Consider the following 14,675-nt stretch of genomic DNA (forward strand, 5'->3'; position numbering starts at 1 on the left):
AGACTCTTCAGATGCGGTAAAGTCATTACCTATCTGCCAAAAAGATGGGTTGGCCTATGCAATGGAATCTTGAGCAACTGCGGTTGTTTGTCAGCGTAGCGGAGCATCGTTCGTTTTCTGCGGTGGCACGTGATCAGCGCAAGGCGCAGTCAGCGGTCAGCAGTTCGATTGCGCTGCTCGAAGAAGATCTGGGCGTGAGTCTGTTCGATCGCAGTAGCGGCCGTCAGCCGAAACTCACCGAGGCCGGTAATGCCTTGCTGGAAGAGGCGCGAGAAGTGCTGCGCCAGTGCGAGCGCCTCAACGGTCGCGCGTTGGCCATGATGCGCGGCCAGGAAGCTCGATTGCGTGTGGCTCAGGATGAAGCCATGCCCTATCAGCCGATCATCGAAAGCTTCGAAGCCCTGGCGGAAAAATTTCCCAGCCTCGAAGTGCAGCTGACCAGCGCCGCCCAGGGCGATGTCGCGCGCAAACTGGTGGAGCGCCGTGCTGATCTGGGGCTGCTGTTTTATCACGACCAGATTCCCGAGGCCCTTGAGCGGCGAGTGGTGGGCAGCGTCGAGATGCTCACGGTGTGCGGCGTCGGGCATCCACTGGCGAAGCAGGCTCACGTTGATTGTCAGGCGCTGGCGCAGCATCGGCAGTTGCTGATGTCGACCCAGTCCAGCGTTTACCCCGGCAGCGAGCCCGCCAGCCCGCAAGTCTGGCGGGCCGACAGTTTCTACGTGATGGCCGAATGGCTGGTGCGCGGCCTCGGTTGGGCCTGGTTGCCCCGGCACGTGGTGCAATACCCGGCGTACCAGGGCCTGATGGTCGAACTGGACAGCGAATGGACCCCGCCGGCGCTGGTGGTGGAGTTGGTGTGGCGTCGCGATGAACCGCCGGGCCCGGCGGCTCGTTGGCTGGCGGAACGTTTTGCCGTGCACTTGCAGGCGATCGGCGAGAAAAGCCGATAAACTCCGCCGCCATGAATAGAACTCTCTATACCGCGCTGTTTTATCTGGGGCTGCCACTGGTAGCGATTCGTCTGTGGCTGCGGGCGCGTAAGGCGCCGGCGTATGCCAAACGCATTGGCGAGCGGTTCTCCCTCGCACTGCCGGTAATGAAGCCGGGCGGTATCTGGGTGCACGCGGTGTCGGTGGGCGAAAGCATCGCGGCGGCGCCGATGATCCGCGCCTTGCTGCAACGTTATCCACAGCTGCCGATTACCGTGACCTGCATGACCCCGACCGGGTCCGAGCGCATCCAGGCGTTGTTCGCCAATGAACCGCGCATTCAGCACTGCTATCTGCCTTACGATTTGCCCTGCGCCGCTGCGCGTTTTCTCGACCGGGTCCGGCCAACGCTGGCGGTGATCATGGAAACCGAACTCTGGCCTAACCATATTCACCAATGCGCCAGGCGCGGGATTCCCGTGGCGCTGGCCAATGCGCGACTGTCCGAGCGCTCGGCCAAGGGTTATGGCCGCTTCCGCAAACTGACGCAGCCGATGCTCGCCGAGATGAGCCTGTTCGCGGTTCAGACCGAGGCTGAGGCCCAGCGCTTTCGTGACTTGGGAGCGCGTCCTGAAACGGTGGCAGTCACCGGCTCAATCAAGTTCGACCTGACCATCGACCCGCAATTGCTGCAACGTGCCGTCGAGCTGCGCACGCAATGGCAGACGCTTGAGCGGCCGGTGTGGATCGCCGCCAGTACCCATGAAGGTGAAGACGAAGTGGTCCTCGCGGCCCATCGTCAGTTACTGGCCAATCATCCCGATGCGTTGCTGATCCTGGTGCCGCGCCATCCGGAGCGTTTCAACACGGTGTTCGAGCTGTGTCAGCAGCAGGGTTTCGCCACGCTGCGTCGTTCCACAAGCGAGCCGGTGACCTCGGCCACGTCGGTGCTGGTGGGCGACACCATGGGCGAGTTGCTGTTTCTCTACGCCTTGGCAGATACCGCTTTCGTGGGGGGCAGCCTGGTGCCGAACGGTGGGCATAACCTGCTGGAACCGGCCGCGTTGGCCAAGCCGGTACTGAGTGGCCCGCACCTGTTCAACTTCCTCGAAATCGCCGCGCAGCTGCGCAGTGCCGGGGCGTTGCAGGAAGTGGAGGATGCCGAAGGTCTGGCGCTGGCGGTGCAGCGGCTGTTCGAATTGCCGCGCGATGCACAGCGGATGGCTGAGGCGGGGCTGAAGGTGATGCGCAGCAATCAGGGGGCGTTGCAGCGATTGCTGGATGGGCTGGGGCGGTTGATCAACCGACCGATCTGAGCCTGACATTTCTGAAGAGGGGGCAAGCCCCCTCATCAGAATAATGACGTATTACTCGCCGGGTCTTGCCTTGAGCTGGGCAGCCGCAGCCTTCGCCAGATCCGGCGGCAGGAAGTCCTTGTCCGGGTTGTAGTCGGCCTTGAGGTAGCGCTTCAGGTCTTCCAGATCCCCCGGGCTCAACGTGCCGGCCTGCTGCTTCAGGCGCAGGTTGTCGAGGATGTAGTCGTAGCGGGTGTTGTTGTAGTCGCGTACCGAGTTGTACAGCGAGCGCTGCGCATCCAGTACGTCGACGATGTTGCGTGTCCCTACCTGATAGCCGATTTCAGTCGCTTCCACCGCACTCTGGTTGGAGATGATCGACTGCTTGCGCGCCTGTACCTGATCCACATCGGTGTTGACCGCGCGGTGCAGGTTGCGGGTGCTTTCGACGATCTGCCGACGCAGCGCTTCGCGTTGCTGCTCGGTCTGATCCAGTTGCGCATACGATTGACGCACCTGGGAGGTGGTCAGGCCGCCGCTGTAGATCGGGATATTCAGTTGCAGGCCCACTGTCGTTTGCTCGACGTTGCCACTGTACGGTTGGCCAAAGGCGTTCGGGTTGCTGAAGCCCAGTGCGTCGTTATCACCTTTTTCGTATTTCGCCACCGCGTCGACCGTCGGCAAGTGACCGGACTTACGCTGCTTGAGGGTTTCTTCGGCGGCACTGACCGCGTAGTTGCTGGCCAGCAGATTCAGGTTCTGGCGGGCGGCCGTATCGACCCAGGCTTTAGCGTCGTTCGGCGCCGGCGGCAGGATCGGCAGGCTATGGACGACGCCCCAGATCGAGTTGTACTGACGGTTGGTCAGGGTGATCAGCGCTTCAAACGCGTCATCGACCTGGCGTTGCGCAACGATCCGGTTGGCGCGAGCGGTGTCGTAACTGGCTTGTGAGTTGAGCACGTCGGTCTTGTCCGACAGGCCGACGTCGAAACGCTCGTTGGACTGGTCGAGCTGGCGTTTGAATGCGGCTTCTTCAGCCTTGGTCGACGCCAGGTTGTCCTGGGTGCGCAGCACGTTGAAGTAGCTTTCAGCCGATTGCAGGATCAGGTTTTGCTCGGTGGCCGAGAGTTGCAGGGCCGCCTGTTCGTTGACGTCCTTGGCGGCCTGGAACTGGAACCAGCGATCAGCACGGAACAGCGGCTGCGCCAGGGTAGCCTGATACGAATTTGCGCTGCGATTGGCCGTCGATGAAGGCTGGTCGATCGCGGTGCGCACGCTGGCGACTTCGGCACCCCCTGACAGATTGGGCAGCAGGCCGGCGCGAGCCTGAGGCACGACTTCTTTCTGCGCGCCATATTGCGCGATGGCCGCCGCGAGGTCGGCGTTGTTGGCCTTTGCTTCCTGGTAAACGCTGACCAGGTCGTTCTTGGTCGATAAGGGCGCTTCTGCTGCCCAGCCCGTTCCATAAGACGCACAAGACACGGCAAGGGCCAGTGAAAGTTTGCGCAGCATAGGCGTTCCCTAGAATTAATATTACACAAGTAATTTGAGCGCCAAGGCTAAGGCGCGGCACGTACCACGTCAATGCATGGCTTGGCGTAGCGAGTGTAGTTGTGCAATGGGGCGGCAACAATCCTGATTCTGCCATTCATCGAGGTGTTTGCGCGGTGTTGGCGTTCTTTGTCAGTTGTGTCTAGACTGGCCGGGTTCTTGTCGGGGTGCCTTGCTATGAGGCTGAGATCGAATAATTTCGGATCCCGTTGAACCTGATCAGGTTAGCGCCTGCGTAGGGAACAAGATTTCTCGTCACCCGGCGAGTCCTCTTGTGCTTCGTCCGGGATGTTGTTCGACAATCGAACACCCCTCGAGCACTGAGCACAGCACCAACAGCTTTGTTATTGCTGATTGGTCGCGTCCATTCGTTACAGGTTCGCTCCGACAAAATTCCACTGCCTGGATGCTGTCTGGAGAGCCCGTGATGACGATAAAACCAAAAAATACGATGAACCTGAGTGATTCGGCCCAAGTCGATCAACAGTCGGTTCAACCGTTTACCCGCTCGCAAAAAATCTATGTCCAGGGCTCGCGCCCCGACATCCTCGTGCCCATGCGCGAAATCAGCCTGGATGTAACGCCGACCGACTTTGGCGGCGAGATCAATGCACCGGTGGTGGTGTACGACACCTCGGGCCCGTACACCGACCCCAATGTCATCATCGACGTGCGCAAAGGCCTGGCCGATGTGCGTTCTGCGTGGATCGAGTCCCGTGGCGACACTGAACGCCTGCCGGGCCTGAGCTCCAATTTCGGCCAGGAACGCCTCGCCGATGCCGAACTGACCAAACTGCGCTTCGCCCACGTCAACAACCCGCGCCGCGCCAAGGCCGGGGCCAACGTCAGCCAGATGCACTATGCCCGCCAAGGCATCATCACCGCCGAGATGGAATACGTCGCCATCCGCGAAAACATGAAGCTGGAAGTGGCTCGCGCCGCTGGCCTGCTGGACCAGCAACACGCCGGCCACAGCTTCGGCGCCAGCGTGCCGAAGATCATCACCCCCGAATTCGTCCGTGACGAAATCGCCCGTGGCCGCGCGATCATCCCGGCCAACATCAACCACACCGAACTGGAACCGATGATCATCGGCCGTAACTTCCTGGTGAAGATCAACGGCAACATCGGCAACAGCGCCCTGGGTTCGTCCATCGAAGAAGAAGTGGCGAAACTGACCTGGGGTATTCGCTGGGGTTCGGACACGGTCATGGATTTGTCCACCGGCAAACACATTCACGAAACCCGTGAGTGGATCATCCGCAACTCGCCGGTGCCGATCGGTACGGTGCCGATTTATCAGGCCCTGGAAAAAGTCGGCGGCGCCGCTGAAGACCTGACCTGGGAGCTGTTCCGCGACACGCTGATCGAACAGGCCGAGCAGGGCGTCGACTACTTCACCATCCACGCCGGCGTGTTGCTGCGCTACGTGCCGCTGACCGCCAAGCGCGTGACCGGTATCGTTTCCCGTGGCGGTTCGATCATGGCCAAGTGGTGCCTGGCGCACCACAAGGAAAACTTCCTCTACACCCATTTCGAAGACATCTGCGAAATCATGAAGGCCTACGACGTCAGCTTCTCGCTGGGCGATGGCCTGCGTCCGGGCTCGATTGCCGACGCCAATGACGCCGCACAATTCGGTGAGCTGGAAACCCTCGGCGAGCTGACCAAGATCGCCTGGAAGCACGACGTGCAGTGCATGATCGAAGGCCCGGGCCATGTGCCGATGCAGTTGATCAAAGAGAACATGGACAAGCAGCTCGAGTGCTGTGACGAGGCGCCGTTCTACACCCTCGGCCCGCTGACCACCGACATCGCGCCGGGTTACGACCACATCACCTCCGGGATCGGTGCAGCGATGATCGGCTGGTTCGGTTGCGCGATGCTCTGCTACGTGACGCCGAAGGAACACTTGGGCCTGCCGAACAAGGATGATGTGAAGACCGGGATCATCACCTACAAGATCGCCGCGCATGCCGCCGATCTGGCGAAGGGACATCCGGGCGCGCAGATTCGCGACAATGCCTTGAGCAAGGCACGGTTCGAATTCCGTTGGGAAGACCAGTTCAACCTTGGCCTGGATCCAGACACCGCCCGTTCGTATCACGATGAAACCTTGCCGAAGGATTCGGCCAAGGTCGCGCACTTCTGCTCCATGTGCGGGCCGAAATTCTGCTCGATGAAGATCACTCAGGAAGTCCGTGAGTACGCGGCCAACCAGCGGATCGAAACCGTGGATGCCGAGGTCGCCCAGGGATTGGCGGATCAGGCTGAACGGTTCAAGCAGGAAGGCAGTCAGCTGTACAAGAAAATCTAGCCACGAGCGACAAGCGACAAGCTGCAAGAAGAAGCGGATTGCGGATTGCTTCTAACTTGTAGCTTGCCGCTTGAACTTGCCTCTGCTCTTATTTGAGATAACCCCCTTGAGCATTCAACCGAGTACTTATTCCCCTGGCATCGCCGTGCCAACCGACAAACGCGTTTTCGGCGGTCGTGATCTGTTTTCCCTGTGGTTCTCCCTCGGCATCGGCTTGATGGTGCTGCAGACCGGCGCCTTGCTCGCGCCAGGCCTGGGCCTGTCCGGCTCACTGCTGGCGATCTTCCTCGGCACCCTGGTCGGCGTTCTGCTGCTGGCCGCCGTCGGCGTGATCGGCAGTGATACCGGCCTGTCGTCGATGGCCGCGCTCAAACTCTGCCTCGGCAAACGTGGCGCGAGCCTGCCGGCCGTGTTGAACCTGCTGCAACTGATCGGTTGGGGCTCGTTCGAAATCATCGTCATGCGTGATGCCGCCAGCCTGCTCGGCGCGCGGGCGTTCAGCGAAGGCAGCCTGCTGTCGAATCCGCTGCTCTGGACCATTGTCTTCGGTGGTCTGGCGACGTTGCTGGCCGTCAGCGGTCCTCTGACATTCGTGCGGCAGATCCTGCGCAAGTGGGGCATCTGGCTGTTGCTGGCCGCGTGCATCTGGCTGACCTGGAACCTGTTCGCCAAAGCCGATCTGGCTGCCTTGTGGGCGCAGGCCGGTGATGGTTCGATGCCGTTCGCCGTCGGCTTCGACATTGCTATCGCGATGCCGCTGTCGTGGCTGCCGCTGATTGCCGACTACTCGCGTTTCGGCAAGCGTGCGAAAAACGTCTTCGGCGGCACCGCGCTGGGCTTCTTTATCGGTAATTTCTGGCTGATGAGCCTGGGCGTGGCCTACACCCTGGCGTTCGCGCCGAGCGGTGAAGTGAATGCCTTGTTGCTGGCGCTGGCGGGTGCAGGCCTGGGCATTCCGCTGTTGCTGATCCTGTTGGACGAGTCGGAAAACGCCTTCGCCGACATTCACTCGGCGGCCGTTTCCAGCGGGATTCTGTTGCGCTTGAAAGTCGAGCATCTGGCGTTGGCCATCGGCGTGATTTGCACACTGATCGCGTGCCTGGCGCCATTGGCCCAGTACCAGAACTTCCTGCTGTTGATCGGTTCGGTGTTTGCGCCGCTGTTCGGCGTGGTGCTGGTGGATCACTTCATTCTGCGCAAGCGTTCGGCTCAGGTGGCGTCAGCCGCATTGCGCTGGCCGGCGTTGCTCGCCTGGTTGGGCGGGGTGAGCACCTATCACTTGCTGGCCAATCTGTATCCGGACATCGGCGCAACCCTGCCGTCGTTGATTCTGGCAGGGCTGCTGCAGCTGGTGCTGGGCCGGGCTTTCAGTTACGGCCGGGAAACAGCTCGGGCTTGATGATGCCATTCAGGCGAGGGTAGGGGATCTTCAGTTCGACATGGCCCAGCGCGTATGGCGCGATGGTGCTGGTTTCGTACTTGAGGATCACCCCACCGTAGGTCAGCGCCACGTTCTGGGTTTTCTGGAACGGCCAGCTCTTCACGAACTCCGGTTCCTGATCGAGCTTGGTGCTGATCAGCCAGCTGTTGTGCGCCACTTGCGCCGCCTTCCAGAACGCCTCTTCCTGACCCGGCACCAACATGTCCGACAGCGTCAGCACTTTGTGCTGCTGGCGTGAATAGTTGATAAAGCTGCGGCCCGGTGTGCCATGAGCGCCGCCGGTGTCCAGGTAGCTGGAAAATTCGACGATCACCAAGCCGTCATGCTGCTCACGTACCTTGGCTTGCAGGTAACTGCTGTAGCGCGGCCCGGCGGTGCGCAAAAACTCATCGCGATAGGCCGTCAGCGTCGGCGCCACCGGGGCGTCCGGTGTGGTGCGGGTCATTTGCAGCAGGCGTTTTTCGACGATGCCGTCCAGCTGCGGTTCGGCGGGGAAGCGCAATGTATCGATGTTCACCAGCGGACAATCGGGTGTGGTGCAACCCGGTTTCAGGGTTTCGGTAGCGTCGCGGGTAGTTTCCAGCGGCGCCCGGTAGTTGGGCTGAAACAGACTCTGGCAGGCGCCCAGCGTCAGGGCGATTGCGGCCACGGAGGCGATTTTAAAAAGCGACATGGGCGTCCTTTGTAAAACAGGGAAAGGCAAAAAGTTATCCGCTTCGACTCTCAACGAAGCAGTCAGTTCGCCACTAAGCTAATTAGAGTTGGTTTCGCCCTCACCGTCTATCCCGCTGACGGGAAAGGGGCTGCATCAAATGTCGCAGGCGCGTTAGGATGGCGCGAAGTCGAGGTTGCAGGTAACAAAAAGGAGCCTCGTAACGGATTTGCAGTAAAGAGGATTGTCATGACTGATTTTGCCAACGCCATTCCGACCACCGTTGATATCGTTCGGCGCGAAATGTGTTACGAGGGCTTTTACAAGCTCCACCGTGTGCACTTGCGCCACGAGTTGTTCGCCGGCGGCATGAGTCGTGAAATCAATCGTGAAGTGTTCGTGCGCCACGACGCCGTGTGTGTGTTGCCTTACGATCCGCAGCGTGACGAAGTGGTGCTGATCGAACAGTTTCGCGTCGGCGCCATGGGCAAGACCGACAACCCCTGGCTGATCGAGCTGGTCGCTGGTCTGATCGACAAGGAAGAAGTGCCGGAAGAAGTTGCTCACCGCGAAGGGCAGGAGGAAGCTGGGCTTGTGTTCGGGGCGCTCTGGCCGATGATCAAATATTTCCCGTCGCCGGGCGGCAGCAATGAGTTCGTGCACCTGTTCCTGGGGCGTTGCGACTCTACCGGGGTTGGCGGCCTGCATGGGCTGGAGGAAGAAGCTGAAGATATCCGCGTCACGGTCTGGGCGTTAGAAGATGCCTTGCAGGCCGTGCGCGACGGACGAATTGCCAACGCGGCCAGCATCATTGCCTTGCAATGGTTAGCTTTAAACCGCGCTGAAGTGAGGGGGTTATGGTCGTAAACAAGCTGCGCGATCGCTATCGGGTGGACCTTGCGGGGCTGCAAGCTTCCTGTGAGGCGAACTACGCGCGCTTGATGCGACTGTTGCCGGACATGCGCGACGAGCCGGCGGCGCGGCGCATTGCCGTAACGCATGGCGAACAGATGCTTGGCGTGCTGGCGCTGGAAGTGTTGCAGGTCTGTCCGTACACCACGACCCTGCAAGTGCGTCAGGAGCACAGCCTGCCGTGGCTGCCGATTCCGCAGCTGGAAGTGCAGGTCTACCACGACGCCTGCATGGCCGAAGTGGTCAGCGCCGAACATGCGCGGCGTTTTCGCGGCATCTATCCTTACCCGAACGCCTCGATGCACCAGCCGGACGAAAAGGCCCAGCTGAATATGTTTCTGGGTGAGTGGCTGAGCCATTGCCTGGCGTGCGGCCACGAGTACGCCGTTGTGCGGTAGTTGTGAACTGCGTCAGGTTCACAGGTTTCCCCTTTTGAGCGTCCCCCAGCATAATTGCGGCACCTATCCACCCCCGTGATTCTGCCTTGGGAGAACGCCTTGCCGAGCGTATCCACATTGACCACCGCCGATCCGGCGTTGCTGGTGCAACTCTCCGACAGCCATCTGTTCGCCGAAGCGGACGGGACGTTGCTGGGTATGAACACGCGGGACAGCCTGCAAAAAGTCATCGAACTGGTGCAGCTTCAGCAGCCGAATATCGATCTGATCATTGCCAGCGGCGACCTGTCTCAGGACGGGACGCTGGAGTCCTACCAACAGTTTCGCGACCTGACCGGGCAACTCGATACGCCGGCGCGCTGGATTCCCGGCAATCACGATGAGCCACAGATCATGGCCGAGGCCGCGGTGAAAAGCGCATTGCTGGAGCCGGTGGTGGATGTCGGCAACTGGCGAGTCACCTTGCTTGATTCCGCCGTGCCGGGTTCGGTGCCGGGGTACTTGCAGGATGAGCAGTTGCAGCTGTTGGTTCGATCGCTGAGCGAGGCGCCGGAGCGGCATCATCTGGTATGTTTTCACCATCACCCGGTGTCGATTGGCTGTGCCTGGATGGAGCCGATCGGCTTGCGCAATCCTGAGGCGCTGTTTGCAGTGCTGGATCGTTTTCCGCAGGTGCGGGCGGTTTTGTGGGGGCATGTGCATCAGGAGATTGATCAGCTGCGTAATGGCGTTCGTTTGATCGCCTCGCCGTCGACCTGCATTCAGTTCGAGCCGGGCAGCGATGATTTCAAGGTCGGGGAGCAGGCGCCGGGGTATCGCTGGTTGCGGTTGTTGCCGGATGGGCAGATTGAAACCGGGGTGGAACGAGTCACCGGGTTTGATTTTGAGGTTGATTACGGCTCTAACGGCTATTGAGTATTCAGTAAGACCGGGGGCGGCCATCGTGAGCAGGCTCACTCCTGCATTGGAATGCATACCCCTGTAGGCGTGAGCCTGCTCGCGATGGCGCCCTCAAAGGCACCACGAATTTCAAGGATATCCCCGATCCCCCCGACTCCCTGTAAACTGCGCCTCTTTACCCGACGCACAGGGAGCTCAAATGTCAGGTTCGATCCTTTATATCCACGGTTTCAACAGCGCGCCTTCGTCGAAAAAGGCTACGCAGTTGATGCAGGTGATGGACCGACTCGGCCTGAGCGATCAACTGCGCGTTCCGGCCTTGCATCACCACCCGCGCGAGGCCATCGGTCAGCTGGAGCAGGCGATTGAAGCGCTGGGGCGGCCACTGCTGGTCGGCAGCTCACTCGGCGGCTACTATGCGACTCACTTGGCCGAGCGTCATGGCCTCAAGGCTTTGCTGATCAACCCGGCCGTCAGTCCGCACCGGATGTTCGACGGGTACCTGGGAACGCAGAAAAACCTGTATACCGATGAAGCCTGGGAATTGACCCACGACCACGTGACAGCTTTGGCCGAACTGGAAGTGCCGGCGCCCCGGGACCCGCAGCGGTATCAGGTGTGGTTGCAGACCGGTGACGAAACGCTGGACTATCGCCTCGCCCAGCAGTATTACCGGGCCTGCGCCTTGCGCATCCAGGCCGGTGGCGACCATGGTTTCCAGGGCTTCGCCGCGCAATTGCCGGCGATGCTGAGTTTTGCCGGCATCGGCGCAGATTTGTATCAGGCGATCGACTTCACTGCACTGTGAACCCTCGCCCCTTATTAAACGAACACTCTTTTTACAGGCGGACGACGAGACCCCATGGCCACTCCCAGCGCTAGCTCTTATAACGCAGACGCCATCGAAGTCCTCTCGGGCCTCGACCCGGTGCGTAAACGCCCCGGTATGTACACCGACACCAGTCGGCCGAACCACCTCGCCCAGGAAGTCATCGACAACAGCGTCGACGAAGCCTTGGCCGGGCATGCGACTTCGGTGCAGGTCATCCTGCACGCCGATCACTCCCTGGAAGTCAGCGATGACGGCCGTGGCATGCCGGTGGACATTCACCCGGAAGAGGGCGTGTCCGGGGTCGAACTGATCCTCACCAAGCTCCATGCGGGCGGCAAGTTTTCCAACAAGAACTACCAGTTCTCCGGCGGTCTGCACGGGGTGGGTATTTCCGTGGTCAACGCCTTGTCGACCGAAGTCCGGGTGCGCGTCAAGCGTGACGGCAACGAATACCAGATGACGTTCGCCGACGGTTACAAGAAAACCGAACTGGAAGTGGTCGGCACCGTCGGCAAGCGCAACACCGGCACCAGCGTGTTCTTTGCGCCGGACCCGAAGTACTTCGATTCGCCGAAATTCTCCATCAGCCGCCTCAAGCACGTGCTCAAGGCCAAGGCCGTTCTCTGCCCGGGGCTGCTGGTCAGTTTTGAAGACAAAGCCACCGGCGAGAAAGTCGAATGGCATTACGAAGACGGCCTGCGTTCCTATCTGGTCGACGCCGTCAGCGAATTCGAACGCCTGCCGGACGAGCCGTTCTGCGGCAGCCTGGCCGGTAATAAAGAAGCGGTCGACTGGGCGCTGTTGTGGCTGCCGGAAGGGGGCGACGCGGTTCAGGAAAGCTACGTCAACCTGATCCCGACGGCCCAGGGTGGTACACACGTCAACGGTTTGCGTCAGGGTTTGCTCGATGCGATGCGCGAATTCTGTGAATTCCGCAGCCTGCTGCCACGCGGCGTGAAGCTGGCGCCGGAAGACGTCTGGGAACGCATCGCCTTCGTCCTGTCGATGAAAATGCAGGAGCCGCAATTCTCCGGCCAGACCAAAGAGCGTTTGTCGTCCCGTGAAGCGGCGGCGTTTGTTTCCGGTGTGGTCAAGGACGCGTTCAGCCTGTGGCTCAACGCCAACCCGGAAACCGGCATGCTCCTGGCGGAATTGGCGATCAACAACGCCGGCCGCCGCCTCAAGGCGAGCAAGAAGGTCGAGCGCAAGCGCATCACCGCAGGACCGGCGCTGCCGGGCAAACTCGCCGATTGCGCCGGGCAGGACCCGATGCGTTCCGAGCTGTTCCTCGTGGAAGGTGATTCCGCCGGCGGTTCCGCCAAGCAAGCACGAGACAAAGAGTTTCAAGCGATCCTGCCGTTGCGCGGCAAGATTCTGAACACCTGGGAAGTCGATGGCAGCGAAGTGCTGGCCAGCCAGGAAGTGCACAACATCGCCGTGGCCATCGGTGTCGATCCGGGTGCGGCGGACATGAGCCAGCTGCGTTACGGCAAGATCTGCATCCTCGCCGACGCCGACTCCGACGGTCTGCACATTGCCACGCTGCTGTGCGCGTTGTTCGTCCAGCACTTCCGCCCGTTGGTGGATGCCGGTCACGTCTACGTCGCGATGCCGCCGCTGTACCGCATCGACTTGGGCAAGGAGATTTACTACGCCCTGGATGAAGCCGAGCGCGATGGCATTCTCGATCGTCTGGTCGCCGAGAAGAAACGCGGCAAGCCGCAGGTCACCCGATTTAAAGGCCTGGGTGAAATGAACCCGCCGCAACTGCGCGAAACCACCATGGACCCGAACACCCGGCGTCTGGTGCAGTTGACCCTGGACGATTTCGCTGCGACCTCGGAAATGATGGACATGCTGCTGGCGAAGAAACGTGCCGGTGACCGCAAGTCCTGGCTGGAATCCAAGGGCAACCTGGCCGAGGTTCTTGGTTGATGCGGCTTGGCTTTGCCCTGGCGTGTGCGTTGCTTCTGACCCCGGTTCTGGCCTTTGCTGAACCGGCACCAGAATTGCGCGTGGTCTCCGAGCATCCCGTTGACGGTATGCGCGGCGGCAACCTGTCGGGACTGGCCCAGTGCGGCAAGGACCTGTGGACGGTCTCGGATCGCGACGACGATCAGATTTACCGCCTTGATACCAGCAACGCGACCTGGCAGGCCGAAAGCGTGGGCCTCGGCGTACCTCCGGTGCCGGACAACGGATTGCCCTGGGGGTTGCGTGCGCGAACCTGGGCGGCGTCGTTCGTGCGTGGCGGCGATCTGGATTTCGAAGGCATTACCTGTGACAGCGCCGGCAATCGCTACATTGTCAGCGAAGGCCATGCGGCCGTCCTCCTGGTACCCCCTACAGGGCCGGCGAGCTGGTTGAAAATCTCGCCAATGCTGGTTCGCGAAGCGCGTGCCAGCGGCATGCTGTTGCAGTTCAATGCGCTGTTCGAGGGGCTGGCGATCAATCCGGCGGGCGATCAAATATGGTTCGCTGCCGAACGTCAAAGCCGCGGCTTGTTGACGATCAAGCGCAAACAGACCGTATGGGATTGCGACGGTGGCTGTGTGCTGCTGAGCGAAGCGGGCATGGAAATGCAGCCGCCGCAGTTCCCTCATGCCAAACCGGTTAACCGGGATTTCTCCGACCTGTCATTGTTCGAGGGCAAGTTGTTTACCCTTGAGCGCAACGCCTATCAGATCTGTCGCCGCGACCCGCAGACGGCCAAGGTCGAACGCTGCTGGTCGTATGCGGCCGAGTTGTTGCAGGAAAACCGCCGTTATTCGCAGAACTACGGTCTGGAAGAGGCGTTGATCATTGACGCTGACGGTGCCTGGATTGGCGTCGACAACAATTTCGGGCCCCGTACCGATGGTGAAGTTCGCCCGGTTGTCTGGCGCTTCGCCGCGCCTGAAGGTGGCTGGAGCGCCAAGCCGTGAGTCAACAACCGCCGGGCAAGCGCGCCGGTCGTGTGTTGATGGTGCTGGCCTGGTGCGCGGCGCTGTTTCTGGCCACGCGGTTTTTCGGGCAGTGGGAAGAGCGGCAGCAAAACCCGAATGGGGTGGTCAGTTCCGAGCAGGGCGATGGGTTTATCGAAGTGAAGCTGGTCAGCAACGTTCAGGGGCATTTTGTCGCCAGCGGCGCGATCAACGGCCACCCGGTGGATTTCATGCTCGATACCGGGGCGACGGATGTGTCAATTCCGGCCAGTGTGGCCGAGGGATTGAAACTGGAACAAGGCTTCGGGGTGACCCTGAGCACGGCCAACGGTCTGAGCGAGGGCTATCGAACCCGCATCGACCGGCTGCAACTGGGCGACATTGTGTTGCGTGATGTTCGCGCGCTGGTCGCCCCTGGCCTGGAAGGTAAGCAGGTGCTGCTCGGCATGAGCGCACTGAACAAACTTGAATTTACCCAGCGCGGTGGCACCATGCTGCTGCGCCAGACAACGAACCGATGA

At 60.8% G+C, this 14,675-nt stretch carries 13 protein-coding genes and 1 riboswitch; of the genes, 11 read left to right on the forward strand and 2 right to left on the reverse strand.

Annotated features, from left to right (window positions below; genetic code table 11):
• Window positions 1-56 precede the first annotated feature (56 nt).
• The gene (locus SB725_RS11610) at window positions 57-953 is read left to right on the forward strand and encodes a LysR family transcriptional regulator (protein WP_059181739.1); all 897 of its coding nucleotides are present in this window, start codon (window positions 57-59) and stop codon (window positions 951-953) included.
• A gap of 11 nt (window positions 954-964) precedes the next feature.
• Complete coding sequence (gene waaA / locus SB725_RS11615) at window positions 965-2,248, forward strand: lipid IV(A) 3-deoxy-D-manno-octulosonic acid transferase (protein WP_410921781.1); 1,284 nt, start codon at window positions 965-967, stop codon at window positions 2,246-2,248.
• A gap of 51 nt (window positions 2,249-2,299) precedes the next feature.
• On the opposite strand, the gene SB725_RS11620 is transcribed toward waaA, so the two are convergent.
• The gene (locus tag SB725_RS11620; RefSeq protein WP_027922016.1) at window positions 2,300-3,739 is read right to left on the reverse strand and encodes a TolC family outer membrane protein; all 1,440 of its coding nucleotides are present in this window, start codon (window positions 3,737-3,739) and stop codon (window positions 2,300-2,302) included.
• A 192-nt stretch (window positions 3,740-3,931) separates the two neighbouring features.
• A riboswitch (TPP riboswitch) is annotated at window positions 3,932-4,037 on the forward strand.
• Window positions 4,038-4,205: 168 nt separating this feature from the next.
• Between SB725_RS11620 and thiC the strand changes: the two genes are divergently transcribed.
• Entirely contained in the window at window positions 4,206-6,095 is a 1,890-nt protein-coding gene (thiC, locus tag SB725_RS11625) for a phosphomethylpyrimidine synthase ThiC (protein WP_059181737.1), read from the forward strand.
• A 106-nt stretch (window positions 6,096-6,201) separates the two neighbouring features.
• Window positions 6,202-7,494, forward strand: coding sequence for a putative hydroxymethylpyrimidine transporter CytX (gene cytX / locus SB725_RS11630; protein WP_059181736.1), 1,293 nt, complete (start codon window positions 6,202-6,204; stop codon window positions 7,492-7,494).
• Here cytX and SB725_RS11635 read toward each other — a convergent pair.
• Complete coding sequence (locus tag SB725_RS11635) at window positions 7,463-8,209, reverse strand: RsiV family protein (protein ID WP_059181735.1); 747 nt, start codon at window positions 8,207-8,209, stop codon at window positions 7,463-7,465. The genes cytX and SB725_RS11635 overlap by 32 nt on opposite strands.
• A gap of 228 nt (window positions 8,210-8,437) precedes the next feature.
• On the opposite strand from SB725_RS11635, the gene SB725_RS11640 reads away from it, so the two are divergent.
• From SB725_RS11640 to SB725_RS11670, 7 genes are all read left to right on the forward strand, one after another.
• On the forward strand, window positions 8,438-9,055 hold the full coding sequence (locus SB725_RS11640; RefSeq protein WP_027922012.1) for an NUDIX domain-containing protein: 618 nt from the start codon (window positions 8,438-8,440) through the stop codon (window positions 9,053-9,055).
• A complete protein-coding gene (locus tag SB725_RS11645) occupies window positions 9,046-9,498 on the forward strand; it encodes a DUF1249 domain-containing protein (protein ID WP_027922011.1) in 453 nt (150 codons plus the stop codon). Before SB725_RS11640 ends, SB725_RS11645 begins: the two co-directional genes overlap by 10 nt.
• 99 nt (window positions 9,499-9,597) lie before the next feature.
• The gene (cpdA, locus tag SB725_RS11650; protein ID WP_027922010.1) at window positions 9,598-10,413 is read left to right on the forward strand and encodes a 3',5'-cyclic-AMP phosphodiesterase; all 816 of its coding nucleotides are present in this window, start codon (window positions 9,598-9,600) and stop codon (window positions 10,411-10,413) included.
• Window positions 10,414-10,597: 184 nt separating this feature from the next.
• On the forward strand, window positions 10,598-11,206 hold the full coding sequence (locus tag SB725_RS11655) for a YqiA/YcfP family alpha/beta fold hydrolase (protein WP_059181734.1): 609 nt from the start codon (window positions 10,598-10,600) through the stop codon (window positions 11,204-11,206).
• Window positions 11,207-11,260: 54 nt separating this feature from the next.
• Window positions 11,261-13,165: a DNA topoisomerase IV subunit B gene (parE, locus tag SB725_RS11660; protein ID WP_059181733.1), complete on the forward strand. Its 1,905-nt coding sequence runs from the start codon at window positions 11,261-11,263 to the stop codon at window positions 13,163-13,165.
• Complete coding sequence (locus SB725_RS11665) at window positions 13,165-14,154, forward strand: esterase-like activity of phytase family protein (RefSeq protein WP_027922007.1); 990 nt, start codon at window positions 13,165-13,167, stop codon at window positions 14,152-14,154. The genes parE and SB725_RS11665 overlap by 1 nt, the downstream gene beginning before the upstream one ends.
• The gene (locus SB725_RS11670) at window positions 14,151-14,675 is read left to right on the forward strand and encodes a TIGR02281 family clan AA aspartic protease (protein ID WP_027922006.1); all 525 of its coding nucleotides are present in this window, start codon (window positions 14,151-14,153) and stop codon (window positions 14,673-14,675) included. The genes SB725_RS11665 and SB725_RS11670 overlap by 4 nt, the downstream gene beginning before the upstream one ends.

Origin of the sequence: Pseudomonas sp. SIMBA_041, assembly GCF_046535095.1 — a bacterium.
Classification (GTDB): Bacteria; Pseudomonadota; Gammaproteobacteria; order Pseudomonadales; family Pseudomonadaceae; genus Aquipseudomonas; species Aquipseudomonas mucoides.